The sequence below is a fragment of the Corynebacterium sp. HMSC064E10 genome (assembly GCF_001812505.1).
GTDB classification, from domain to species: domain Bacteria; phylum Actinomycetota; class Actinomycetes; order Mycobacteriales; family Mycobacteriaceae; genus Corynebacterium; species Corynebacterium amycolatum.
On the sequence record NZ_KV809173.1, the window covers coordinates 29,902 to 54,455 of the forward strand.

Sequence of the window (24,554 nt, forward strand, 5' to 3'; positions counted from 1 at the left end):
GTAAATCTCATGGCGCACCAATTTGACGTTGTTGATTCCGAGATCGTTCTCGAGGCACCTATTCTCGCGGTCCGCCGCGACCAGGTGCGAATGCCGGGTGGGAATGTGTCCGCCCGTGAGATTGTGGAGCATTTCGGCGCTGTTGCAGTCGTTGCCGCAGATGAGGATAACCGCCTCTACCTGCTGAATCAGTGGCGGCAGGCGGCAGGGGAGCGTCTGGTGGAGCTGCCGGCCGGGCTCCTCGATGTCGCAGACGAAGCCCCACTGGAGGCCGCCAAGCGTGAGCTGGTCGAGGAAGCCGGACTGGAGGCCGAGTCCTGGTCCCTGCTTACCGATATGTTCAGCTCGCCCGGCTTCGCAGAGGAAGCGGTCCGGATCTACCTGGCTAGGGGTCTCCGTGCCGTCGATAAGCCGGAAGCCCACGATGAGGAAGCGGACATGACTGCGTCGTGGATTGACGTCGAGGAAGCGGTGGCGATGGCGCTGCGCGGAGAGATCCTCAACGGCATCGCACTGTCCGGCATTCTGCTGGCGGCGGAGGTGCTGCTGAGGGGTGCGACGCCGCGCTCGGTCGCGGAGCCGTTCGACATTCGGCCGACGGCGCTGGCGAAACGCCGGACGGAGCAGCTCGGCGCCGGAGCGGACCTGAAACGCATCCGATGAGTTCAATTGATCCGCTTGTCGACGCCTTCGTCACCTACCTCGCGGTGGAAAAGGGCCTGTCGGCGAATACGCTCGCCAGTTATAAGCGCGACTTGGAGAAGTACCGCACCTACCTGCGGGAGATCGGGCGCACGGAATTGGCGCAGGTCACCGAGCAGGACGTAACAGAGTTCCTGGCGTATCTGGCGCGGGGAGATAAGTCGGCGGGTAGGCCAGCGTTGGCCCCGACCTCGGTGACGCGGTCGCTGTCGGCCGTGCGGAGCTTCCACAGGTTCGCGGTGGGCGAGGGGGCGTTGGAGGCGGATGTCGCCAAGCGAGTGGCGCCGCCGAAGCAGCCCTCGCGGTATCCAAAGGCACTCAGCATTGACGAGGTCACCCGCCTAATCGAGTCCATCCCCGCCGACGACACCGCAGACGTGACCGACCTGCGCAACCGCGCACTGGTGGAGTTTTTGTACACGACAGGTGCGCGAGTTTCAGAAGTCACCGGCCTGGATATCGATGACGTGGATCGCGAAACCAACCTCGTGTTACTGCGCGGCAAGGGCGGAAAGGAGCGCATCGTGCCAGTGGGCTCGCCGGCCATGGCTGCGCTCGATGCGTGGCTCACGCGCGGGCGGCCGAGCTGGGTGCGGGCGAACTCCGGGCCGGCGCTGTTTATCAACTCGCTGGGACGCAGGCTGTCGCGACAGTCGGCCGGAAATACGCTGGCGGAGTTGGGTGAGCGCGCCGGGCTGAGCGTGAAAATTTCCCCGCACACCCTGCGCCACAGTTTCGGCACGCACCTCATTGAAGGCGGTGCCGATGTGCGCGTGGTCCAAGAGCTGCTCGGACACGCCTCCGTGACGACAACCCAGATTTACACCATGATTACCGCAGAGAATATGCGACGAGTCTGGGCGGGGGCTCACCCACGGGCTGAATACTCGCGGTAATATGCGGCGGTAGTATGTAGCGCTACTACGCGGCGGTAATATATGGCGGTATTACGTGGCGCAGTAGAATTGATGAGAAATCTTCAAGGAAGAGGGATTGACTGTGGCTGAAGAAGGGTTGTTTGAGGCCGATCGAGTTGAACTCGGTCTCACCGGTCGTCCGGTGCGCGAGCTACCGGAACCCGCACCCCTGACCAGTCACGGCCCCGCGGTCATCCTGGCAATGTGTAACCAGAAGGGCGGCGTGGGTAAGACCACCTCGACCATCAACCTGGGCGCAGCACTGGCGGAGTTCGGCCGTAAAGTCCTGCTCGTTGACTTGGACCCGCAAGGGGCACTATCCGCCGGTCTTGGTGTCCCTCATGAGGAACTCGACCTGACTGTCTACAACCTCATCGTCGACGACACCACCGACGTCCGTGATGCCATCCACCACACCAAGGTTTCCGGCCTGGATCTCGTCCCGGCCAACATCGACCTGTCGGCGGCGGAGATTCAGCTTGTCAACGAAGTCGGTCGCGAACAGGCCTTGGGGCGCGCGCTGCGCCCAGTGATGAATGACTACGACTTCATCATCATTGACTGCCAGCCGTCGCTAGGCCTGCTGACCGTCAATGCGCTGACCATCGCCGAGGGCGTCATCATCCCAATGGTGGCCGAATACTTCTCGCTGCGCGGCCTGGCACTGCTCACCGACACGGTGGCCAAGGTTCGCGACCGCCTGAACTTCAACCTGGAAGTCTCCGGCATTCTGGTCACCATGTTCGACCGCCGCACGCGCCACGCCAAGGAAGTCATGGAACGCCTCATCGAGGTTTTCGGTGACAAGGTCTTTGACACGGTCATCACCCGAACCGTCCGCTTTCCGGAAACCTCCGTCGCCGGTGAGCCCATCACCACCTGGGCGCCAAACACCCCAGCCGCGGCACAGTACCGCAACCTGGCCCGCGAGGTCATCGAGCGCAAAGGCCGCAAATAATAGGTGACTTCCCCGGATAGTTACACTCCCGAACCGTCGTCAAGCGAGGGCGTGCAGGAAGAAATCACCGGCTTCCGCGTCGCGCTCGCGAACTTCAACGGGCCCTTTGACCTGCTGTTGCAGCTGATTAGCAGCAAAAAGATGGACGTCACCGAAGTCGCGCTGGCGGCGGTCACAGACGAGTTCATCGCATACACGCGCAGCCTCGACGCAGTCAGTGACCTCGACGAAATCACCGAATTCCTCGTCGTGGCAGCGACGCTGCTCGACCTCAAAACCGCACGGCTCCTACCGCGTGGCGACGTCGACAGCGAAGAAGACCTCGAACTGCTAGAAGCGCGCGACCTGCTGTTCGCCCGACTGCTGCAGTACCAGGCGTATGGCAAGGTGGCCGACCAATTCGAGGAGTGGCAGAAGACTGCGCCGCGGCGCTATCCGCGGGCCGTGGGGCCGGACAAGCAGTTCGAGGAGTTGCTGCCGCCCGTGCGCCTGGGCATGACGCTCGGGGAGTTTGCCGAGTTTGCGGCCGTCGTAATGCGGCCAAAGCCACCGGAGGAAGTCGGTGTCGGCCACATCCACGGCGTGCCGGTGTCCGTGCCAGAGCAGGCGGGCAAGATTCTGGACTCGCTGCGGCTGGCAGGCGAGGGGACCTGGCTGACTTTTACGCAGCTGACATCGGAGTGCCGCGTGTCCATGGAGGTCGTCGGGCGGTTCCTGGCACTGCTGGAGCTCTACCGCGCCAAGGCGATCGGTGTGGAGCAGGAGGAAGCGCTGGAGGAAATCCACGTGGCCTGGACCGGGCTCGACGTGGACCCGGCCGTCGTGGCGGCGGCGAACTGGGAGTAGGTGGCTGTTGATTTGTGCTGGCTGTTGGGCTCGGTCGGGCTCGGGCGGGCGTGGTTGGGCCCTGCTCGGTGCGGGCTCGGTCGGGCTTGGTTGGGCTGGGGCTGAGTTGGGGCCCAGCTAATTAGCGGCCACTAATTAGCGCCCGGCGCGGGAGGTTGCGTAATCTGACGCGCATGAGCGAAACCAGTTCCGCACCATCCGAGCAGGCCACGGAGTCTGCGTCTGCTTCTCCGGCGCAGTTGCCACCCATTGACCCGTTGCGAGCAGGCGTGGAGTCGATTCTGCTTGTGGTCGATACGCCGGTGGCGGCGGAGGATATGGCGCGGGCGCTGGATGTTTCCGCAAGCGATATCCGTGACGTGCTTCGCGAAATCGAGTACGAATACCGTGCGCGCCGCAGCGGCATTGAGCTGCGTGAAACGGATGAGGGCTGGCGCTTCTACACGGCTCCCGCGCACGCCAGCGCGGTGGAGCGCTTCTTGCTGGATGGCTCGCAGTCGAAGCTCTCACGTGCAGCTATGGAGACGCTGGCAGTGGTGGCGTACCGGCAGCCGGCCACGCGTGCGCAGGTCTCCGGTGTGCGCGGCGTCAATGTTGATGGTGTGATGCGCACGCTGGTCGCGCGCGGGCTGATTGCCGAGTCGGGAGAGGACCCGGCCACCGGTGCGCATTTGTACGTTACGACGACGCTGTTCCTGGAGCTTTTGGGGATTGATTCGCTAGACCAGCTGCCTGACTTGGCTCCGCTGCTGCCAGAGGTCGACTTGATCGACGAGCCGTTGGACTAGGCAGGGCTTGGGGTGGTGGCTAGGCGAGCTACTCCGTTTTTAGATTCACTTCACGGTTATCGATCCACTTCACGACACGCGTGTCACCTCATGCCACCTCCAAAGCTGCCACGAGGTGACATGGGTGTCGTGAAGTCGCGTTTAGGGGCTGCTCACTGCCGCTCGCTGCGCACTACGGGTCTTTGCCCCCCTGTTGCGCCCACCGCATGCCCTGTGGATAACTCCCGAAAACTGCAAACTATCCACAGCCAACGCCAAATCGACGCCTCCTGACCCTCCGCGTGTGTCAAAAAATGAGAACGTAGCACTCGCAAACACACAAACACGCAACCACTCGCACCGCCCAGCACACACCACCCACCGACCAGCAGTTGCCTGGACCTCAGGAGCGCAATCCGATGCCGCAGTGGATCTACGACGCCGACGACATCATCCGTACCGGCCAGCAGCGCGAATGCGCCCGCCCCAGCACCTTCGCAATTTCCCGAATCGGCCAGCACTCCGACCGTGATCTCCACCGGCGGGCCAAACGCGGCAGCCTTCTGTGGCTCGCGCATGGCGCGTACGTGCCCGTCGACAGGTGGCTCGCCTTACACAGCACCGAACGCTACGTTCTGGAAATCAAAGCGCTCATTCATCGCGGCACCGCCACCGTAATCACCCGCGATGCTGCCGCTGCCCTCCATGGTTTACCTCTACTGACGCATGGCACTCCCATCGCGATAGCCAACTCCGGCCGCACGCGTGGGCAATTGCGAAGCACACCGAATGGCCCGTACCAGCCGCACAAACGCCTCATCCGCGTCTCCGGCCGGATTCTCCCCGAGGACGTCGTAGAAGTCGATGGCCGCCTCGTCACCGATGTCCCAAAGTCCGTCATCGATGTCTGCCGTTCTCGCACCCCGCATAATGCACTAGTGCTTGCCGACGCCGCCCTCCAGCGCCACACCGATACCGAGGAACTGTTGGCCACGTTGGCTGCGTATCCCCGTGCTCCGGGAAATGCACAGGCCAGGAGGTTGTTGCGGCAAGCGACAGCGTTGTCGGAAAGCATTGGGGAATCGCTCACTAAAGAAGCAATCGTCCAGGCGGGGCTAGCTTCTGTCGACGATTCTCGGGCTCCGTTGCTTCAGCAGGTTTCCTTTCGGGATGATCGTGGCTTCATCGCACGCGTGGACTTTTATCTGCCCGAACTTGGGCTGGTCGTCGAGTTCGATGGCCGTATGAAATACACCGACGGCGGGGTTGCGGACACGCAGGTGGCAATCGCAAAGGAGTTGGAGCGCGAAAAGCGCCTGAAGAATCTCGGGCTGAATGTCATCCGGATTGTCTGGTCACAGCTTTTCGACGGCTCCGCAGTAGCCACCTTGAGGCAAACGGCCGCGGAAATCCGACATCACCTGGCAAGTGGTGGCAGTTGCTATAGCGGTAACTACGCCTTCGCTCGGCCGCCCATCACGATCACAGGAAAGGCGGCTGAGCTGGCTATGCGTCGCCGACAGGTGTGGAGCCAAGCGGGACGGTTGTACTAGCTGGCTGGCTTATCGGGTTTAGCCCCCTGCCGGTGCCGCTGCCGCGCCCGGCCCGCTGCCGCTGCCCTCGAGCCCAAAATTTCACTTCACGACACCCCTGTCACCTCATGCCACCTCCACAGCTGCCACGAGGTGACATGGGTGTCGTAAAGTCGCTGAGACTGTCTGTAATCCTTGCGAAAAGTCCCAAACACCAACCCCGAACAGTGTTCAAGTCTGGCGCTGTACAGGTACTATGCTTGAGTATCATGACAGCCTCGGAAACCACCCAGCCGCTCGTACCGTCGTCTGCACCAGCATCCGCGAAGTCGCCTACACCGCAGCCAACGCAAGCATCCGCCGCCGACCTCGCAGCCTTCGACGCCGACCACATCTGGCACCCATACGGCCCCATCCCGTCGCCGGTCGCGCCCAAACTGGTCGAGTCCGCCGAAGGCGTCAACCTCCACCTAGCAGACGGCCGCACCCTGATCGATGGCATGAGCAGCTGGTGGGCCGCATGCCACGGCCACTCGCACCCGAAGCTGGTCGCAGCCGCGAAGAAGCAGGCCACCACCATGTCGCACGTCATGTTCGGGGGACTGACACACCGCCCGGCCATTGAGCTGGCGGAGAAACTCTTGAAGCTCGCGGGCCCCGGCTTCGATGCCATCTTCTACTCGGACTCTGGCTCGGTCTCCGTCGAGGTCGCCATCAAAATGGCGTTGCAGTACCAGCAGGCCAAAGGCCATCCCGAGCGCACCCGCCTGGCCACCTGGCGCAGCGGCTATCACGGCGACACCCGCGCGCCCATGACCGTCTGCGACCCCGAGGGCGGCATGCATTCGCTGTGGACGGGCCAGTGGACTCCGCAGGTCTTCGCCGACAAACCACCCGCCCGCGGCGCAACCGAAGAGGAACGCGCACGTTATCTCGCGCACTTCGATTCGCTTATCGACGACTCCGTCGCCGGCATCATCGTGGAACCAGTAGTCCAAGGAGCTGGTGGCATGCGGTTCCATGACCATGAGCTGCTTGTGGGGCTCCGGAAGCTGTGTGACAAGCACGGTATTCTCCTCATTGCGGATGAGATTGCCACCGCCTTCGGCCGTGCCGGTGACCTGTTCACGACGCAGACGGCCGGGATTGTGCCGGATATTATGTGTGTCGGTAAGGCGCTGACCGGCGGCTTCATGAGCTTCGCAGCCACCCTCACTACCGCCGAGGTAGCCCGCACCATTTCCAGTGGGCCAGGCGGAGGCATCATGCACGGTCCGACCTTTATGGGCAACCCCTTGGCCTGTGCGGTGGCCTGCGCGCAGCTCGACCTGATTGCAGAAGGGCAGTGGCGTGAGGATGTCCCGCGCATCGAGTCCCGACTCCGCGACCAGCTCCAGCCCCTAACCGGCAGCGATGCCGTGGCCGATGTTCGTGTCCTCGGTGCTATCGGTGTCGTGGAGATGCAGCGTCCAGTGGATATGGGCCTGGCTACCGCAGCGGCTGTTGATGCCGGGGTGTGGCTGCGCCCATTCGGCAAGCTGGTCTACACCATGCCGCCGTATATCAGCACCAATGACGAGGTCGACCGTATCTGCGAGGCCATCGCCGCCATCGTCGCCGCAGAGGAAAAACGTAGGTAGCGCAGCGAAGCAGCACAACGAGTAGCGCAATCAGCACGACGACCAACCGCGCAGCAAGGCAACACAACAGCGTCACAGCCTCAGAATCACACCACCACAAGCAGAAGGAGCATCATCCACCATGAGCACCGTCCTTGTCACCGGCACCGGTACGGATATTGGAAAGACCATCGGCGCGGCAGCCCTGGCGGCGGCACTACGCGGGGAGGGTAAGGAGGTGCACGTCGTCAAGCCAATTCAGACCGGCTTCCCGGGCCCTGACGGCGGTGATTTGGACACTGTCGCGGAGCTGACGGGGATCGACAACCTGCATGGTTTCGAGCGTTACCCCGAGCCGATGGCGCCGGTAGCGGCGGCGCAGCGCGCGGGCATGCGACTGCCGAAGGCCACGGAAATTGCGGAGAAGGTCAAGCTTATCGACGGGCCGAACCGCGTTGTCCTCGTGGAGGGCGCGGGCGGGCTGCTAGTGAGGCTCGGCGAGGACTGGGCGCTGCCGGAGCTGGCGGCGTTGCTGCCGGGGAGCCAGATGGTGGTCGTGACGCGGTTGGACCTGGGGTGCCTTAACGAGGCGGAGCTCACCGTCGAGGTGGCGCGGGGCCGTGGGGTCAATGTCACGGCGCTGGTGGGCGGTTCGCTGCCGGCGGAGGTCGATCCGATCATCGAGACGAACCTGGAAGAACTGCCACGCATCACCGGGGTGCCGCTGCTGGGGTCGGTGCAGGCGGGAGCGGGCACGCTGGGCCGGCAGGAGTTTGTGTCGAAAGCTACGCAGTGGCTACCGGGCGTGCGAGAGTGGGCCGCAGCGCTGTAGGGGAGCCGCAGCGCTTTAAGGGGCGCTCTGGCGGCGCCTTGAAGTAGAGGCCGCGCGGGACGTCGTTAAGCTGGCGTTTTGCGAGAAACGTGCTAAGGTGACTAGACGACAAGGCGCGAGGCTTTCTCTGTAATTCTCTTTATTAACCTGCTTCCACCGGCCATTTTGGGCCCACGGGGGAGAGAACAGCGTCGCCTGGCGCTGACGTTCTAACAAACAGAACATTCTCCAACGCTTGAAAAGGATGTAGGTCAAGTGGCTAAACCCGCTCGCCGAGAAGGCACACCGGCACACAAGAACCGTAAGAATCACTCCAACCGCGCACACGGCTCCACTAACGCCCAGCGCAATCGCAGCCGTCGCGACAGTGGCGCGAAGATGGAGACCTCCAACGTCCACGCGAAGGACATCTACGTATCCAACGCCCGCCCGGCGCGTCATCAGCACGTGGACTCCGACCGTCGTAGCTCGGGCAAGCGCGCTCACAGCCAAGCAGGTGAGGGCGTGCGCCTGCAGAAGGTGCTCGCGCAGGCAGGCGTGGCGTCGCGTCGCATGGCGGAAAAGCTTATCGACGAAGGCCGCGTCGAGGTCGACGGCAAGATTGTGACGCGACAGGGCGTACGGGTGGATCCAAACACATCTGTGATTCGCGTTGATGGTTCCCGCGTCATCGTCAATGAGGACATGCAGTACTTCGTCCTGAACAAGCCGCGTGGTGTGCAGTCGACCATGCACGATGACATGGGCCGTCCGTGTGTGGGCGACATCATCGGTGAGAAGATCAGCGCTGGTCAGCGACTCTTCCACGTTGGTCGTCTGGATGCGCCCACCGAAGGGCTGCTGCTGCTCACCAACGACGGTGAGCTGGCCAACCGCCTGATGCACCCAAGCTACGAGGTCACCAAGACCTACATGGCCACCGTTGTCGGCGAGGTTGACCCCAAGGTCATGCGCGAGCTGGAAAAGGGCATTGAGCTTGATGATGGCATCGCCAAGGCGGACATGGCGCAGATTATCGACGTTTGGCAGGGCCGCTCTATCGTCCGCATCGAGCTGCACGAGGGCCGCAAACACATCGTGCGCCGGATGCTCAAGACCGCGGGCTACCCGGTCGAGCGCCTGGTGCGCACTAAGATTCACACTGTCCAGCTGGGCGAGCAGACTCCGGGCGCTCTCCGCGCACTCAACCGCGCTGAGCTGACCTCTCTCTACAACGCGGTGGGGCTGTAAATGGCACTAGTGAAGAAGAACGAAGAAAACCACGGAGTGGAACAACAAGGAGCTGAAGGAGCCCACATGAGTGAGCAGAACACTGACGACATGCTGTTGGTTGCCATCGATGGCCCTTCCGGCACTGGCAAGTCGACTGTCTCTCGGATGGTCGCAACCGAGCTGGGTGCAAAGTACCTGGATACCGGCGCGATGTACCGTGTGGCCACCCTGTGGGTACTGCGCCAGGGCATCGACCCGGCCGACGAGGAAGCCGTGGCCAAGGCGACGGCCGCCCTGCCACTGGAAGTCTCCGATGACCCGAACTCCACCGCTGTCCTCCTCGACGGCGAGGATGTCTCCGGCGAGATCCGCGGCCCGGAGGTTACCCGCAACGTGTCGGCTGTCTCCGCGATTCCGGCCGTGCGTACCAACCTGGTCGCGCTCCAGCGCTCGCTGGCCGCATCGGCGGTGCGCTGCGTGGTGGAAGGCCGCGACATCGGCACGGTGGTGCTCCCGGACGTTCCGGCGAAAATCTTCATGACCGCCTCCGCTGAGGTGCGCGCCCGCCGCCGCTACGACCAGGACATTGCTGCTGGTCGTCAGGCTGACTTCGACACCGTGCTTGCCGACGTCATCCGCCGCGACGAACTCGACAGCAACCGTGCGACCTCGCCGCTGAAGCCAGCCGAAGACGCATTCATTTTGGACACCTCTGAGATGGACATCGAAGAGGTCGTGGAAAACGTCCTCGATGTCGTTGAGGCCGGCTACCCGGGGTCCACCATGGACTGGGACGATGTCGACAACGAGGAGTTCGAGGGCTCTTACGAGGACTCCGAGGACGACACCGCCGGACACCTGGTCGCAAACGTGGAGACCGAAAACGCGCCAGGCACCGCAGGCAGCCACACCAGCGCAGACGAGTTCATCGACCGCACGATTGCCGACCACGAGACGATCATCTCCGAAGCGATCGAGCGCGCCGAAACCGGCCAGATTGACGATGACGCCGACTGGGAAGAGCTGGAAAACGCATTCGCAGCACTTGGCGTGAGCGACGAGGAGGAAGAAGCCCTTCCGACCGTGGCCATAGTGGGACGACCGAATGTTGGTAAGTCCACCATGGTTAACAGGTTCATTGGCCGTCGTGAAGCAGTTGTCGAAGACTTCCCGGGCGTGACTCGCGACCGCATCTCCTACCTGGGAGAATGGGGCGGACGTCGCTTCTGGGTGCAGGACACCGGCGGCTGGGATCCGGACGCCAAGGGCATGCACGCGGCGATTGCTCGTCAGGCGGAGACCGCCATGGAGACCGCCGATGTGATTGTCATGGTCGTTGACACCACCGTCGGCATCACCGCCACGGAAGAGGTTATGGCCCGCCGTCTGCAGCGCGCGGAGCAGCCGGTTATTCTCGCCGCCAACAAGTTTGAGTCGGATTCGCAGCTTGGCGACGTCGCGGAGTTCTGGGCCCTCGGGCTCGGCGAGCCGCACCCAACCTCGGCCCTCCACGGTCGTGGCAATGCCGACGTGATGGACGAAGTCGTGGCCTCCTTCCCGGAGGTGCCGCGTGCGAAGTCGCTGCCGACCGGGCCGCGTCGCGTGGCGCTGGTGGGCAAGCCGAATGTGGGCAAGTCCTCGCTGCTGAACAAACTCTCCGGTGAAGATCGCGCAGTAGTCAGCGACGTGGCCGGTACTACGGTTGATCCGGTGGACTCGCTGGTGCAGATGAACGACACGCTGTGGCGTTTCGTGGATACCGCTGGTATCCGTAAGAAGACCAAGACCGCCAAGGGCCACGAGTTCTACGCCTCGCTGCGTACTCGTTCGACGATTGACAACGCCGAGGTTGTGATCTTCCTGGTCGATGCCTCTGAGCAGATTACCGAGCAAGATCAGCGCGTGCTGCGCATGATTCTCGACTCCGGTCGCGCACTCGTGGTGGCCTACAACAAGTGGGACCTCATGGATGAGGACCGCCGCGACCTGCTCGAGCGCGAGATTGAAGAGCAGCTTTCGCACGTGCCGTGGGCTCGTCGGGTGAATATCTCCGCCAAGACCGGGCGTGCTGTGCAGAAGCTGGAGCCGGCAATGCTGGAGGCTGTGGAGTCGTGGGATAAGCGCATCTCCACTGGTCGCCTGAACACCTGGCTGCGCGCGATCATGCAGCAGAACCCGCCACCGCTGCGTGGTGGTCGACAGCCGCGCGTGCTGTTTGCCACCCAGGCGTCCTCGCGCCCGCCGGTGATTGTGCTGTTCACAACCGGCTTCCTGGAGCACGGCTACCGTCGCTTCCTGGAGCGCAAGCTGCGTGAAGAATTCGGTTTCGAGGGCTCGCCGGTGCGCATCGCGGTGCGTGTCCGCGAGAAGAAAAAGCGCCGGTAGGAAGCTGCTAGGAAGCGCCGCTGGGACGTGCTTTTAAGCCCTGCTAGTCGCTCGAACTGAGCTGAGAAAAGCCCAAAATGTGATTTAGGCAATTGCATTTTGGGCTTTTCGTTGGCATTTTGGAGTTTTAGGAAATTAGCGATAAGGAGAACTGACAATGGTCAGGCGCGGCAACAACCGTGACGGCTCTCAGCACGACGGCCGAGACAACAGCTACGGACGCGATTCCTCAAGCTCATACGGCGATGACTCCGCGACTCGCTACATTCCGCGGGGCGAGGGACATCGCGGGTACAACCCAGATGCCGACTTTGCGGGCGAGCAACCGACCGAATACTTCGGTGGCGACTCCTCTGAGACGCAATTCCTCCAGCGTGGCGGTGAAACACGATTTGATAACCCGCGAGGTGCCGGTGTCGGCTCAGGCGCGGGTGCCGGGGCGCAAGGTGCTGGCGCACAGGGCAGTGGCCAGTACTGGGCGCCGCTGTCTGAAGAAGAGCGCGGCTATAGTCAGGCGAGCCAGCAGGCAGGTCAGACCCAGCAGTACGCTGCAGGTGGTGCAGGTGTCGCAGGCGGTTACGGCGACCCGAACAACGGCAACAACCGCGGTAATAACCGCGACAACCGCGGTAACGATGACTCCAAGAAGGGCTGGGGTAAGCCTGTCGCCATCGTGGCCATTGCCGCGATGGTGGCCGTAGTCGCGCTGGTAGCCCTGGTTTTGTCCTTTACTTCCGGAACCGAGGACAAAAACGACAATATGGCGGAGCCGACGCAGGAGACGTCGTCAAGCCCGACGCCGACGACAACCTCGCCGGAGGAAACCACGACAAGCCCTACCGATCGTTTGGACCCGTCGGGCACGATTAACGACACCCGTGAGCGCCTTGAGCAGGAGCTGGATCAACTTCGCGAGTCGCCACCAGCTATCCCTGGGCCCGGTGAGCGCAGTAGCGGCTGGGGTACTATCCCGCAGGGTGTGGTGGGCAAGAGCCCGGCCTCGGTCGAGGTGGAGCTGCGTACCAACGGCTACCAGAACGTGACAGTCGTCGACGCAGAGGGCAACCAGACCAATTCTGTGGCCGCGATCATGGGCAAGGTTGCCTCGATCGATCCGCCGGAGGGGCAGATGGCGGAGACATCCACGCCTGTGACCATCTACCTGCAGTAATGCGATAGGCGGGGCATGCGTCAGGGGCGATTTCCGCCAGCAAACACCAATGATGTAACCTATAGATCGTTGCACTTTCGTGCACACGGGCTGTAGCGCAGTTTGGTAGCGCACCTCACTGGGGGTGAGGGGGTCGTCGGTTCAAATCCGGTCAGCCCGACAAAATATCCGCCGTCTTCTGGAAGATTCCGGGAGGCGGCGGTTTTTGTTTACGGCTATTGCTTACGGTTTGTTTGCCGTCTAGCGCACGATGCTACTAGCGCACGACAATACCGTCGGAGTCAGCGTAGAGCGTCTCGCCCGGAACGAAGTCAATGCCGCCGAAGGAGACAACGACGTCGCGCTCGCCTTCGCCGGTCTTGGTGGACTTGCGCGGGTTGGTGCCAAGCGCCTTGCACCCGAAGTCCATCTCACCAATCAGCTTGGAGTCGCGGATCGCGCCGTTGACGACCACACCAGCCCAGCCATTGTCCTTGCCGAGCCCCGCAATAACGTCACCGACCAGCGCCGTGTGGACCGAAGCGTCACCGTCGATGACAAGCACGCCGCCCCCAGACGGCTCGGAGAGGACCTTCTTCAGCAGCGCATTGTCCTGGAAGCACTTGACCGTGGAGATCTTGCCGCAGAACTCCACGCGACCGCCGAGGTTGCGCATCTGGGTATCGCAGGAACGCACGTCCGGGCCGATCTCGTCAACCAGGTCAGCGGTGGGGATGAATTCGATTGCCATAGGGGATTTCAAGTCCTTCCGAAAAATGATCACAAGAATGTGTTCGTAACAAGTGTTAACTCCATTGTTTCAAACTCAAGATGTGACCAAAGACATATGGTGCAAATTCGCTGGCAGCGATTGACGCTCCGAAGGCCGGTCCAGATTGATTACTCTGGTGAGTCAGAACGCGCCGACAACCACACGTGCGCAGGAAGGGTAGAAGATGGCTGGGTTTAATTGGTTTTGGAAGGCTCTTGGCGGCAAGCAAGGGCGCAACCAAAAACGCAGCGTAGGGCTGGTGGCGCGCGCTGCTGAGCTCGAGCCACAGGTACAGGCGCTTTCCGACTCCGACCTCGCCGACTTCGCCCGCCAACACGCCACCGATGCACCGGAGCTTTTAGCCGCGCTCCGCGAAGTCTCCCAACGCACCCTATCCATGCGCCCCTTCGATGTGCAGCTGCAAGGCGCGCTGGCGCTCATGGAGGGAGACGTTATCCAGATGGCCACCGGTGAGGGCAAGACTCTCTCCGGCGCCCTGGCCGCAGCCGGGTTCGCGCTGCGTGGCCACCGCGTGCATTCCGTGACTGTCAACGACTACCTCGCAGGCCGCGACGCGCAGTGGATGCAACCGCTGTTCGGGTTCCTTGGACTCTCGGTGGCGGCTATTTCGCCGCAGGATGGTCCGGGGGAGCGTCGTAAAGCATATGCGGCAGACATCGTCTACGCCGCCGTCAACGAACTCGGCTTTGACGTCCTGCGCGACCGCTGCGCGCCGACCATTGAAGACCGCGTGCAGTCGCCAGCTGATGTCGCCATCATCGACGAGGCCGACTCAGTGTTGGTCGATGAAGCGCTGGTCCCGCTCGTGCTCGCCGGCAACGAACCTGGCACCGCGCCAACCGGGCAGATTACCGACGTGGTGCGCCGCCTGCAGCTCGGCGATGACTACACCGTCGACGAAGGCCGCCGCAATGTCTTCCTTACCGATACTGGCGCTGCGCGCGTCGAACGGCTGCTCGGCATCAGCTCGCTGTACGACGCCGAACACGTCGGCACCACCCTGGTTCAGGTCAACGTCGCACTGCACGCCCACGAGCTGCTGCAGCGCGATGTCGACTACATCGTGCGCGACGGCAAGGTACAGCTCATCGACGCCTCGAAGGGACGCGTGGCGGAACTGCAGCGCTGGCCGGACGGTCTACAGGCGGCGGTAGAGGCCAAGGAGGGCCTGCAAGTCTCGGAGGGCGGTCGCATCCTAGACTCCATGACCATCCAGCAACTCGTCGGCCGCTACGACATCACCTGCGGCATGACCGGCACCGCCACCTCCGCGGGCGACCAGTTCCGCGAGTTCTACGGACTCCACGTCTCTGTCATTGAACCCAACGTCCCATGCATCCGTGACGACGAGCCCGACCGCATCTACGCCACCACCGACGACGCGTTCGCCGCGCTTGTCGACGAGGTCGTGGAACTCAACGGCACTGGTCGACCAATACTCGTAGGCACCCGTGACGTGGCGGAATCGGAACGACTGGCCGATGCGCTGGTTCTGCGCGGCATCGAATCGTCGGTACTGAACGCGAAAAATGACGAGCTGGAGGCCCAAGTCATCGCCAATGCTGGCGATATTGGCCGCGTCACGGTGTCCACCCAGATGGCCGGCCGCGGTACCGACATCCGCCTCGGAGGGGCGGACGAATCCAACCGCGATGCCGTAGTCGAACGCGGTGGCCTATGCGTCATTGGTCTGGGTAAGCACCGCACTGACCGACTGGATAACCAGTTGCGTGGCCGCGCCGGACGCCAGGGCGATCCGGGCTCGTCGGTGTTCTTTGTCTCCCTGGATGACCCGGTGATTTCCGAAGGTGCTGCCGGCGAAACACTGAGCGTGCTGCCTGAAGACGACGGTCGCGTCCGCGATAAGCGGGCATACCAGTTCATCGACCGAGCACAGCGAGTGACAGAGGCGACCATGCTGTCCATTCATGCGACGACGTGGAAGTACAACAAGCTCATCGGCGACCAGCGCGAGATTCTGGATGAGCGCCGGGAGAAACTGCTGACTACGAATGCTGCCTGGGAAGAACTGTCCAAGCTGGCATCGGCGCGGGCGAAAGACGTGGAAGCCGCAGCCGGGCGCGACGTCGCCGAGGACGCTGCCCGGGAAATCATGTTGAGCCACCTGGATCTCGGATGGTCGGAACACCTGGCGGATCTGGACGACCTGCGGGAGTCGATTCACCTGCGCGCGCTGGCTAAGGAAAGCCCCATTGATGAGTTCCACCGCGCCGCCATCGGTGCCTTTAAAAACCTGGTCAACAATGCCGTCACCGAGTCGGTGCAGACCTTCCAGGAGGCCGAAATCGATAGCGATGGCGCGCATCTGGAGGACACGGGACTTGCCCGCCCGAGCTCGACGTGGACGTACATGGTCAACGACAACCCATTGAGCAATGGTGGTGGCTCGGTCGTCGGTTCAATTGCAGCGATGTTTAGGTAAGCCGTAACCACAGGTTTGGTAACAATTTGAAAATATTTCTCAAGTGACCGGCCTAGGTACACCCACGGAGAAAGCTCTCCGATGTCGGTATTTACGCATATCAATCATGTTGTACATACCCTCTCGGTGAGCTGCGTCACAACATGGTTGGGATTAGATAACAACACGAAAGCGGTTGGGGCGCTATTATCTAAAAAGTAACGAGTAAATCGCCCAAGGTTATCCCGGAGGGAAAGATATGACTAGCAATAGCGGCCAGCCAGAGGCATCGGTCGAGACCACCTCGGTCTTCCGTGCAGATTTGCTGAAGGAGATGGAGTCCAGCTCTAACACGGACTCCACGGTCTCCGGTGTTGAAGGACTTCCGGCAGGCTCGGCACTCTTGGTCGTCAAGCGGGGGCCAAACGCGGGTTCTCGTTTCCTGCTCGATCAGGCAGTCACCACCGCTGGTCGTCACCCGGAAAGCGACATTTTCCTCGATGACGTGACTGTTTCCCGTCGCCACGCAGAGTTCCGCAAGAACGGTGACTCCTACGAGGTTGTCGACGTGGGATCGCTGAACGGCACCTACGTTAACCGCGAGCCGAAGAACTCCGCGGTTCTGGCTAATGGTGACGAGGTCCAGGTCGGTAAGTTCCGCCTCGTATTCCTTATCGGTAACTAATTCGACATCGGTTAGTGTCGACGTCTGTCGGCATTAACCCCCTTATTTTTGTAAAGGCTCGGAAAAGACCAGTGGCAGCAGTACACAAATCAGCGGTTTCGCAGCCGGCTTCGTCAGAAAGCACTGCGAAGCAAGCACGCTCGGTGGGCAAGAAGAAGACCATCGGTGCTGTGCTGAAGGAAGTCAAGGTTGAGTTCCCTGATGTAACGCTGTCCAAAATTCGTTTTCTCGAGTCGGAAGGGCTGCTGTGCCCGTCGCGTAGTTCCTCGGGCTATCGTCGCTACAGCCAGGCGGACATTGACCGCCTGCGCTACATTCTGACCGTTCAGCGCGATAACTACTTGCCGCTGAAGGTTATTAAAGAGCAGCTCGACGAAATTGATGCGGGCAACGCTGGCGGCGACGGTCTGGCTTCGGTTACTCCACTGGTGACGGCGGATCAGTTCCGCGAAGCTGCAGTGGTCTCGCTGACGCAGGCGGAGCTGGCAGAGCGCACCGGCGCTAGCGAGAAGTTCATCACTGAGCTGGTCCGCGTCGGCTTGATTACTCCGGACACGCTGAACATGTTCGACGGCGATGACCTGCTCATCACCGAGACGGCAGTCAAGCTGTCTGAGTTCGGTCTGGATGCCCGCCACCTCAAAACTGTGCGTACCGCTGCGACCCGTGAGGCTGATTTGGTGTCGCTGGCAGCTAGTCCGCTGAGTAAGTCGCGTGCGGCTAGTGGCAAGCAGAAGGCTGTGGAAATGGGTCGTGAGATGACCGCGCTGATGGTCACGCTGCACGGCACTTTAGTCAAGCGCCAGGTCAACAAAGATCTGGGGAAGTAGTCAGTAGTCCCGCGTGAATAGCGGCTCGCTACAATTATCGCTGTTATGGACGAAAAACTCGTAGAAGTCAAGTTTCTAGACTGGATGGCGCACCCTCCTGAGGATGATCCGGTGCTGCTCCTGCATGCCGAAGAGACTAACCGGATTATCCCGATCTGGATTGATTTGGCGACGGCGACGGAGTACTCCGCCCGCGAGACCGGCGCTACGCAGCGTCGTCCGGGCATGCATGACGTCTTTGTCGATACGCTGGACATGGTGGGGCAGAGCGCCCTGCGTGGTCAGATTACGGGCGTGCACGAGGGCGTTTTCATCGCCAGCCTGGTGCTTGAAGGCGGCGCAGAGATTGACATGCGCCCCTCCGACCTAATCCTTATCGCCAGCGAGCTTGAGGTGCCGCTATATGTTGCACGCGATGTGCTCGATGCCATGTCGGTGTCGGCGCGTCTTGTCGCTACCAATGGCGGTTCGCTTACCGACGACACGGAGACCGACTCTGTCGAGGCGTCGGTGTCGGAGTTTGCTGAATTTCTCGACAGTATTGATGCTGACTACTTTGCCGAGCCGTATGGTGATGCGGAGGGTAGGGAGTCCGATGGTGAAGCCGACGGTGGCGCCGACTCGGCTTCCGATAGCGACCGTTAGCAGTGTGACTGGAGTGAACACCTGACAACTTTTGATGTAGTTGTGGCGCGTATTTCCTCCGGCACGTCGCTGAATGACCCCATAAAAGGGGTAACTTTTCTTAAGTTATAGTTTCACCCCTTCCTGGGGTTTTTCTCCCGGGCTGTGCTTGAGCTGGGGAAACTGCGACTCCAAACTCTAAACCTTAACTTTAGGTTTAGAGATTCGGCGTGTCGTCCTGTGATGTATTGACAGCCGATTAACCTTGGCGAAAGATAAATAACGGCAGTGAAACTACCTCGGGAGAATTTATATGGTCGACGACAACAGCGGTTCGCTCTTTGGCGACAATGAGCTCCGTGCGTCGGACTCGCAAGAGCCACGCGCGGTCCAGGAATCCCTGTTCGACATGGGACCGGACGAGCAAGTTGGCTACCGCGTCCCCATCGCATGTCAGGTAGCGGGCATTTCTTACCGTCAGCTGGACTACTGGGCGCGCACCAAGCTGGTTGAGCCTTCGATTCGTACCGCCAAGGGCTCGGGCACCCAGCGTCTGTACTCCTTCCGCGACATCCTCGTTTTGAAGATTGTTCGCGGCCTGCTGGACACCGGTATTTCCCTGCAGAACATCCGCCTGGCTGTCGACCGCCTGCGCGACCTCGGTGTCGATGACCTGGCTACCATCACGCTGGTTTCCGACGGTCGCACCGTCTACCAGTGTCGCTCCAATGAAGAAGTCATTGACCTGCTCAACGGTGGCCAGGGAGTGTTCGGCATTGCTGTCCCGGGCATTATGAAGGAACTGACTGGCACCATCGCCTCCTTCCCATCCGAGCGTATCGACGGTACTCAGGAAAATCCAGGTACTGGCATCGACGAGTTGGCTGAGCGCCGTCGCCGCCGCATCTCCTAACAGCCAGCGATACGGCTAGATAGTGGCGTTGCTGCTACGGCCGCCGCTCAAAGAAGCGAAACAAAACTAAACGAAAACCGCCTTCCACAACTGGTTCCGTTTTCCTCTCCCGAGGTTGGGCCAGATGGAGGCGGTTTTTTGCTGGTTACTCGGTACCGATTGCCGCAGCCAACTGAGAGGCCAGGCCATCGCCATAGTCAGCCGCAATGCGCAGAGAACCAGTGGTCATATTCGCCACTTCCTGCAGTTCAGGGATGGAGCTGTCCCCGTCGGGAAGCACGATGACCTCAATCGTTACCGGGCGGTCCGGGCTAATGAGTTCCTTGATTCGCTCGACGGACTCGGCGGCATCGGCGCCCGAGGCATCGCGCCCCGAGGTGAGCACGACGAGCCGGTTCGGCTTGTCAGGGGAGTAGGTGTCGCGGGCGGCCTGGTAGGCATCGATAAGCGCTGGCCAGAACTGCGCCTCACCACCGGCCGGAAGTTCGGCCAGCGAGCTCTTTACGGCGTCTGCGCCATTGTTGGCCTCGTCATCGGGGGCTGGAAGTTCCGCGAGACGGTTCACCTCGGGGGCGAATGTCCACAGGCCGTAGCGGCCACCAGGTGCGGCATCGATAGCGCCGGTCAGAGCAGCGGATAGCGCCCCGACATCGACGCCATCGGAGGTGTCAGCGAGTAGGAGCGCCGAGCCTACCGCAGTTGCGGGCTGTTGCGCATCCGGCTGCTCCAGTGCTGGCGGCAGCGCAAAGGAATCTGTCTGGATCTGCGAGAGCACTCCAAAGTTCTCCGCTACTTTAGGGCTGAAAGTACTCTCAGCAGCTTCGCCGTCGGCGCCGTGATCTGCGGCGAAGTTACGGAAGTCCTCGGCCGCGCGAGCCGTGTTCTCGTCGATCTTGCCGCCGGAGCCAAAGGTGACAACTGGCGCGTGCAGCTGGGGTGCATCCGCAGGGGAGACCAGCTTCAGCCCCTCGCCGGCCATCTGCAGCATGGGCTGGGTTGCGGCCACACCGTCGAATTCGGCGACATTCTGGCTGAGCATGGTCAGCAGAGTATTGGAGGTGTAGACCTCACCCAAGTCCGCGCGTTCGTGAGCGAGATCCGGGCCGCCAAGTCGAGCACTGATCACGGCAGACAGTGCAGCATCGGAGCCACCGGGGGCGGCCACGCGCAATCCCGCAAGCTCTTCCCAGGTGGCGTTGTTCAGCTGGTCAGCACGATTGGTTGTGAAGGCCACGCCACTGGCAATCGGTGGCAACCACGTCTTGGGGTTGTTGACCTTGACCTTGTCTGAATTCTTCGCTTGATCCACGAAGGAGATATCGGCGGGAATCCAGACTCCCGGCGTCATAATTCCGGCGCTGGCCTCGTCAGCTGCAGAATCATCCGCAGCGGGGTCCTCCGGAGCCCCCTCACCAGCTTCAGCACCGTCAGCATCAGCCAAGGCGTTCACAACCTCCTGCGAGCCGGCCACAGTAATCTGTGGCCGCACGCAGAAGTCCCTCACCACGGGATTTGACTCGCCATAGTCCTGCACGAGTTTCTGTGCCGAGCCCACCGCAGCAGGGTCAGCGGTCACCACCAGTGTCAGATCACCCTTGGTACACCGTGCACGATCCGCATCAATCGACGAATCGTTGCTCTTGCGCAGATTAACCCAGGCAAAAACCGCAGCCACCAGAACAATGACGACCAAGACGGCAATAAAAGGCCCCTTAGCCACTCGATAGTTGTTCTCACCCGAGGCGTGTCGTCCCATGTCGTTTTAGCCCTTTCTATGCTGAGTGTGCTCGGCGCTGTCGACTCGCAGCAGACCTCGTCGTAAAGCACAAACGCGCACGTAACTCCTGCCAACTCTACTGCGTGGACAATGCGACATCTACTACTTGCAGCAAACGCCCGCGCAGGACGTCGGCACGCGCGCTGAGCTCACGCTGGCGGCGGACGTACTCGGCCTTGCCCTCGGGAGTCTCGATGCGAATGGGAGCAAAGCCCCAATCCCGCAGATCGTAGGGAGCGGCGCGCATATCCAACTCACGGGCACTGCACGCGAGCTCGAAAGTATCCAGCCACAGGTCGCCGGGGACCGCCTCGCCGAGCTTGGTCGCCCATTTATACAAGTCCATGTTGGCGTGCAGACAGCCCATCTGCTCACAGTGCGGCTGTGTCTCGCGCGTCGGCGCAAACTCGTTGAGCGGGACGGCGTCGGGCGTAAAGAAGCGGAAGGCGTCGAAGTGCGTACACCGCACTGTGTGGGCCTCGACGACCTCGTCCGTGCCTGCCTGACCAAGCCGCAGTGGCTCCGGGTGACGATGCTCGGGCTGGCGATACACCATCGCCCATTCATGCAGGCCGAAGCAGTCAAAGTGCGCTGGATTCGTGCGCGTCGAACGCAACAGATTGCCGATGTACGCCACCGTCTTACCTCGCTTATCGACGTACGCCGAAACATCCATGCGTGCCGTCCCCGAGGCGGTATCGGTGGGCTCCTTGCTAGCAGGACTGTCGGTAGCGTCATCCATGTCGAGGGTAAAAAACTTCAGGTGACTGATGTCCTTGGCTGTCGCACCGGGAAGATCTACGCCGATGCCCGGTGACCAGCGGCGGAGTTGACCGGGCTTGACGGGGTAGTACTCGAAGATGAAGTCCCACACCGGGTGGCGCTGGCCACGACTGCGACGGGACAGGTGATCGCGGGTCAGGGCATCGACGCGGGCGATATGCCTTGCTTTGGCTTCACGCCAGTCGAAAGACGAATCGGGCGTAGATGTCACTGCTGGTGTCCCTGCGTGGTGCCCGGCCGGATTCGGGGCTGGTTCACGATTGGGTACTGCTTTGGTGCACCGCTGCGACGCGGGGAGACCTCGTGGGTCCAGTCACGCACGACACCGACCTGCTCTTCGATGAGGTCCTCCAGAGCCACGATGCCGATCTGCTCCGCGCCGGAGAAAGCACCGGTCTTCGGGGCGATACTTGCCGGGGCGCTTGCGCGCAGGTGCGGCTTTGGCATGCGAGCGCGTACAGCCACTGCCATGTGGGCGCTGTAGCGGCGCATGATGCGCAATCCCTCATCCAGCGTGGCATCGATCGGAATCTCGATCATCGGGCGAATCTCGTCATCAGGGATGGCTGTCTCCGGTCCGGAGGCAGGGTCCATGACGCGGTCGAGGACATCCTTGACGTGAACGTAGCCACGGTACTCGTTGGGTTCATTGTTGGCCGCAGCGACGGGGAACCGGGAGAAGCCAGTTTCGGTGACCGCCGTCTCTAGGTCGCCCACAGTCGGTGCAGTGGGGAGGCGCCGAATCTGCTCGTGCGGAATTAGCACCTCCTCAATGGTGCGCGTGGCCGAGGCCAGCGTGCGACGAAGTCGGACGTGCTCCTCGCTGTCAAGGAGCCCCTCTTGACGAGACTCCGCAATCATCGATGCCAACTCAGTGGAATCAACAGTGGTGTCAAGCTCATCGCGCTGCTCAATGCCGAACAGCCTCAGTGTATGGCGAGCCAACCAGTTAAACAGCAGCAACAGCGGTTTGGTCAGGCGGTAGAAAACCATGTGAACCGGAATAAGCAGCATGGCCACTGTCTCTGGGCCGGCTAGGGAAATGTTTTTTGGAACCATTTCGCCGAGCATGATGTGCAGCACTGACACCAGCATCAACGCGATGGCAAAGCTCAGCGGGTGTAGCAGTGATTCCGGAATACCCATGGCGTGGAAAGGAGCTTCCAGCAGATGTGCCAGCGCCGGTTCAGAGACCTTACCCAGCAGCAGCGAGGCAATGGTGATGCCCAGCTGTGCGGCGGCGAGCATCATCGACAGGTGCTCAGAAGCATTGATAACTGTGCGAGCGCGCTTCTTTCCCTGAGCCAGCAGCGCTTCCAAACGGTCACGGCGAGCAGCAATAAGTGAGAACTCCGCGCCCACGAAAAACGCGTTGACCAACAACAAGACGAAGGTCAGGAGGATTCCAAACCAGTCACTCATAGGTTGAACATCTCCTTAGCGCGCTCGTTGGTCACAGGAATCAAAATGGCACGATCCACGCGGCGGTCATCCATCTCCAGAATGCGGGCGTACCAGCGTCCGGCGATACCCGATTCGAATTCGTCCATGAAGTCGCGTTCGGTCTCTGGCAGCAGGACGACATCACCGACCTCTGGGATGCGACCGAGCGCAAACATAATCAGGCCACCGAGGGTTTCGAAGCTGCCCTCCGGGGCGAAGTATCCGACCTTGGTCGGAAGTTCGTCGGTACGCACAAGGCCGGAGCAATTCCAGCCTTCAATTGCGCGCTTGACTTCCTGCTCGGACTCCTTGTCGTCGTACTCATCCCAGACCTCGCCGAGAATTTCCTCGACGACGTCCTCGATGGTGACAATGCCGGCGATGCCGCCATACTCGTCCGCGACCAGCGCAATCTGCGAACCAGCCGAACGCACGGCCTCCAGTACGGCATCGCCGTCCAGCGACTGCGGCAGCGTGGGCACTGGCCGTGCAACCTCCCGCATGGTGGTAGTTGAGCGCTTCGCCGCAGGCACCGCGAATGCGTCCTTGACGTGGACAACACCGACAGTGGCATCGAGGTCCCCGTCAGTAATGGGGAAGCGGGAATGTCCTGATTCGATGGCGACAGCCAGCAGATCCAGCGCCGTGTCATCGACATCGAGAGAAGTAATCGTCGACCGCGGCGTCATCAGGTCCTCCGCAGTAGTTTCGCCAAAGCGTAACGACGACTCGAGCACAGCAGCCTTCGACTCATCCAATGCACCCTGCTCCGCAGAATTGCGCACCAGTGCTTCCAGCTCCTGCGGGGAACGCGCCGAAGCCAGCTCATCCGCCGGTTCAATGCCGAGCTTGCGCACCAGCCAGTTCGCCGAGGCATTCAGCGACTGGATGAAGTAGCGGAACACCCAGTTAAACGCCATCACCGGACGAGCCGTAACGCGCGCCGAAGCCAGCGGCTCTGTAATCGCGACGTTCTTCGGCACCAACTCGCCGTAGACCATTGACAACATCGTGGCCACAATGAGCGCAAGAATCAGTGCGGTCGGTCCCGCTGCAGACTCGCTGAGCCCCATCCAATGCAGCATCGGCGTGAAGTACTGCGCCAGTACCGGTTCCGCGAGGAAACCAGTTGCCAGCGTCGTCAACGTAATGCCCAGCTGTGCACCGGAGAGGTGGAAGGACAGTCGATTATGTGCATTGTGAACGGCCTCAGCAGGTGCATCCGCTGAACGGGCGCGGTCGGCGTCAATCGTAGAACGCTCCAGTCCCGTCAGCGCGAATTCAAACGCCACAAAGAGGCCGGTGCCAGCGGTTAGCGCGATAAAGCCGACAACCGCGACAATATTGAGAACAATATCCACTGA

At 61.5% G+C, this 24,554-nt stretch carries 21 protein-coding genes and 1 tRNA gene; 17 read left to right on the forward strand and 5 right to left on the reverse strand.

Annotated features, from left to right (window positions below; all coding sequences use genetic code 11):
• Positions 1-9 precede the first annotated feature (9 nt).
• The 12 genes from HMPREF2860_RS01940 (at position 10) to HMPREF2860_RS01995 (ending at position 13,101) form a co-directional block, all read left to right on the forward strand.
• On the forward strand, positions 10-663 hold the full coding sequence (locus tag HMPREF2860_RS01940) for an NUDIX domain-containing protein (protein ID WP_070560209.1): 654 nt from the start codon (positions 10-12) through the stop codon (positions 661-663).
• On the forward strand, positions 660-1,598 hold the full coding sequence (locus HMPREF2860_RS01945) for a site-specific tyrosine recombinase XerD (protein ID WP_070560210.1): 939 nt from the start codon (positions 660-662) through the stop codon (positions 1,596-1,598). The genes HMPREF2860_RS01940 and HMPREF2860_RS01945 overlap by 4 nt, the downstream gene beginning before the upstream one ends.
• A 103-nt stretch (positions 1,599-1,701) precedes the next feature.
• Positions 1,702-2,577, forward strand: a complete 876-nt coding sequence (locus tag HMPREF2860_RS01950; protein ID WP_038625574.1) for a ParA family protein — start codon at positions 1,702-1,704, stop codon at positions 2,575-2,577.
• 3 nt (positions 2,578-2,580) lie between these two features.
• Positions 2,581-3,423 carry a segregation and condensation protein A gene (locus HMPREF2860_RS01955; RefSeq protein WP_187402594.1) on the forward strand — a complete coding sequence of 281 codons (843 nt, stop codon included), beginning with the start codon at positions 2,581-2,583 and terminating at the stop codon, positions 3,421-3,423.
• Between the two features lie 173 nt (positions 3,424-3,596).
• Complete coding sequence (gene scpB / locus HMPREF2860_RS01960; RefSeq protein WP_038625570.1) at positions 3,597-4,211, forward strand: SMC-Scp complex subunit ScpB; 615 nt, start codon at positions 3,597-3,599, stop codon at positions 4,209-4,211.
• Between the two features lie 398 nt (positions 4,212-4,609).
• On the forward strand, positions 4,610-5,743 hold the full coding sequence (locus tag HMPREF2860_RS01965) for a PDDEXK family nuclease (protein ID WP_070628526.1): 1,134 nt from the start codon (positions 4,610-4,612) through the stop codon (positions 5,741-5,743).
• A 248-nt stretch (positions 5,744-5,991) separates the two neighbouring features.
• Positions 5,992-7,362, forward strand: coding sequence for an adenosylmethionine--8-amino-7-oxononanoate transaminase (locus HMPREF2860_RS01970; protein WP_083309494.1), 1,371 nt, complete (start codon positions 5,992-5,994; stop codon positions 7,360-7,362).
• A 121-nt stretch (positions 7,363-7,483) separates the two neighbouring features.
• On the forward strand, positions 7,484-8,173 hold the full coding sequence (gene bioD / locus HMPREF2860_RS01975; protein ID WP_070628527.1) for a dethiobiotin synthase: 690 nt from the start codon (positions 7,484-7,486) through the stop codon (positions 8,171-8,173).
• A 378-nt stretch (positions 8,174-8,551) separates the two neighbouring features.
• The gene (locus tag HMPREF2860_RS01980) at positions 8,552-9,403 is read left to right on the forward strand and encodes a pseudouridine synthase (RefSeq protein WP_080972844.1); all 852 of its coding nucleotides are present in this window, start codon (positions 8,552-8,554) and stop codon (positions 9,401-9,403) included.
• A gap of 66 nt (positions 9,404-9,469) precedes the next feature.
• On the forward strand, positions 9,470-11,770 hold the full coding sequence (gene der / locus HMPREF2860_RS01985; protein ID WP_070628528.1) for a bifunctional cytidylate kinase/GTPase Der: 2,301 nt from the start codon (positions 9,470-9,472) through the stop codon (positions 11,768-11,770).
• Positions 11,771-11,927: 157 nt separating this feature from the next.
• Positions 11,928-12,941 carry a PASTA domain-containing protein gene (locus HMPREF2860_RS01990; RefSeq protein WP_070628529.1) on the forward strand — a complete coding sequence of 338 codons (1,014 nt, stop codon included), beginning with the start codon at positions 11,928-11,930 and terminating at the stop codon, positions 12,939-12,941.
• Positions 12,942-13,027: 86 nt separating this feature from the next.
• Positions 13,028-13,101: transfer RNA gene (locus tag HMPREF2860_RS01995), tRNA-Pro, on the forward strand.
• A gap of 96 nt (positions 13,102-13,197) precedes the next feature.
• On the opposite strand, the gene rraA is transcribed toward HMPREF2860_RS01995, so the two are convergent.
• A complete protein-coding gene (rraA, locus tag HMPREF2860_RS02000) occupies positions 13,198-13,671 on the reverse strand; it encodes a ribonuclease E activity regulator RraA (RefSeq protein WP_049181072.1) in 474 nt (157 codons plus the stop codon).
• Positions 13,672-13,876: 205 nt separating this feature from the next.
• Between rraA and secA2 the strand changes: the two genes are divergently transcribed.
• The 5 genes from secA2 (at position 13,877) to HMPREF2860_RS02025 (ending at position 19,187) form a co-directional block, all read left to right on the forward strand.
• Entirely contained in the window at positions 13,877-16,156 is a 2,280-nt protein-coding gene (gene secA2 / locus HMPREF2860_RS02005) for an accessory Sec system translocase SecA2 (protein WP_070560218.1), read from the forward strand.
• 238 nt (positions 16,157-16,394) lie between these two features.
• Complete coding sequence (gene odhI / locus HMPREF2860_RS02010) at positions 16,395-16,820, forward strand: oxoglutarate dehydrogenase inhibitor Odhl (protein ID WP_038625554.1); 426 nt, start codon at positions 16,395-16,397, stop codon at positions 16,818-16,820.
• Between the two features lie 71 nt (positions 16,821-16,891).
• Entirely contained in the window at positions 16,892-17,650 is a 759-nt protein-coding gene (locus tag HMPREF2860_RS02015; protein ID WP_070560220.1) for a transcriptional regulator FtsR, read from the forward strand.
• 45 nt (positions 17,651-17,695) lie between these two features.
• The gene (locus HMPREF2860_RS02020; RefSeq protein ID WP_070628530.1) at positions 17,696-18,295 is read left to right on the forward strand and encodes a bifunctional nuclease family protein; all 600 of its coding nucleotides are present in this window, start codon (positions 17,696-17,698) and stop codon (positions 18,293-18,295) included.
• Between the two features lie 388 nt (positions 18,296-18,683).
• Positions 18,684-19,187, forward strand: coding sequence for a MerR family transcriptional regulator (locus HMPREF2860_RS02025; protein ID WP_172620271.1), 504 nt, complete (start codon positions 18,684-18,686; stop codon positions 19,185-19,187).
• Between the two features lie 145 nt (positions 19,188-19,332).
• Here the strand turns inward: HMPREF2860_RS02025 and HMPREF2860_RS02030 are convergent, their stop codons facing one another.
• From HMPREF2860_RS02030 to HMPREF2860_RS02045, 4 genes are all read right to left on the reverse strand, one after another.
• Positions 19,333-20,943, reverse strand: coding sequence for a vWA domain-containing protein (locus HMPREF2860_RS02030; RefSeq protein WP_070628531.1), 1,611 nt, complete (start codon positions 20,941-20,943; stop codon positions 19,333-19,335).
• Between the two features lie 97 nt (positions 20,944-21,040).
• Positions 21,041-21,958, reverse strand: coding sequence for a 3-methyladenine DNA glycosylase (locus HMPREF2860_RS02035; RefSeq protein WP_070628532.1), 918 nt, complete (start codon positions 21,956-21,958; stop codon positions 21,041-21,043).
• The gene (locus HMPREF2860_RS02040; protein WP_070560228.1) at positions 21,955-23,169 is read right to left on the reverse strand and encodes a hemolysin family protein; all 1,215 of its coding nucleotides are present in this window, start codon (positions 23,167-23,169) and stop codon (positions 21,955-21,957) included. Before HMPREF2860_RS02040 ends, HMPREF2860_RS02035 begins: the two co-directional genes overlap by 4 nt.
• On the reverse strand, positions 23,166-24,551 hold the full coding sequence (locus HMPREF2860_RS02045) for a hemolysin family protein (RefSeq protein ID WP_070560230.1): 1,386 nt from the start codon (positions 24,549-24,551) through the stop codon (positions 23,166-23,168). The genes HMPREF2860_RS02040 and HMPREF2860_RS02045 overlap by 4 nt, the downstream gene beginning before the upstream one ends.
• Positions 24,552-24,554 lie beyond the last annotated feature (3 nt).

Excerpts from the sequence above, each read along its gene's own strand:
- HMPREF2860_RS01965 (WP_070628526.1), top strand. The coding sequence starts at position 4,610 with ATGCCGCAGTGGATCTACGACGCCGACGACATCATCCGTACCGGCCAG.
- secA2 (WP_070560218.1), top strand. The coding sequence starts at position 13,877 with ATGGCTGGGTTTAATTGGTTTTGGAAGGCTCTTGGCGGCAAGCAAGGG.
- HMPREF2860_RS01945 (WP_070560210.1), top strand. The coding sequence starts at position 660 with ATGAGTTCAATTGATCCGCTTGTCGACGCCTTCGTCACCTACCTCGCG.
- HMPREF2860_RS01940 (WP_070560209.1), top strand. The coding sequence starts at position 10 with ATGGCGCACCAATTTGACGTTGTTGATTCCGAGATCGTTCTCGAGGCA.
- HMPREF2860_RS01990 (WP_070628529.1), top strand. The coding sequence starts at position 11,928 with ATGGTCAGGCGCGGCAACAACCGTGACGGCTCTCAGCACGACGGCCGA.
- rraA (WP_049181072.1), bottom strand. The coding sequence starts at position 13,671 with ATGGCAATCGAATTCATCCCCACCGCTGACCTGGTTGACGAGATCGGC.
- scpB (WP_038625570.1), top strand. The coding sequence starts at position 3,597 with ATGAGCGAAACCAGTTCCGCACCATCCGAGCAGGCCACGGAGTCTGCG.
- der (WP_070628528.1), top strand. The coding sequence starts at position 9,470 with ATGAGTGAGCAGAACACTGACGACATGCTGTTGGTTGCCATCGATGGC.
- bioD (WP_070628527.1), top strand. The coding sequence starts at position 7,484 with ATGAGCACCGTCCTTGTCACCGGCACCGGTACGGATATTGGAAAGACC.
- odhI (WP_038625554.1), top strand. The coding sequence starts at position 16,395 with ATGACTAGCAATAGCGGCCAGCCAGAGGCATCGGTCGAGACCACCTCG.
- HMPREF2860_RS02025 (WP_172620271.1), top strand. The coding sequence starts at position 18,684 with ATGGGACCGGACGAGCAAGTTGGCTACCGCGTCCCCATCGCATGTCAG.
- HMPREF2860_RS01970 (WP_083309494.1), top strand. The coding sequence starts at position 5,992 with ATGACAGCCTCGGAAACCACCCAGCCGCTCGTACCGTCGTCTGCACCA.
- HMPREF2860_RS02030 (WP_070628531.1), bottom strand. The coding sequence starts at position 20,943 with ATGGGACGACACGCCTCGGGTGAGAACAACTATCGAGTGGCTAAGGGG.
- HMPREF2860_RS01980 (WP_080972844.1), top strand. The coding sequence starts at position 8,552 with ATGGAGACCTCCAACGTCCACGCGAAGGACATCTACGTATCCAACGCC.
- HMPREF2860_RS02040 (WP_070560228.1), bottom strand. The coding sequence starts at position 23,169 with ATGAGTGACTGGTTTGGAATCCTCCTGACCTTCGTCTTGTTGTTGGTC.
- HMPREF2860_RS02020 (WP_070628530.1), top strand. The coding sequence starts at position 17,696 with ATGGACGAAAAACTCGTAGAAGTCAAGTTTCTAGACTGGATGGCGCAC.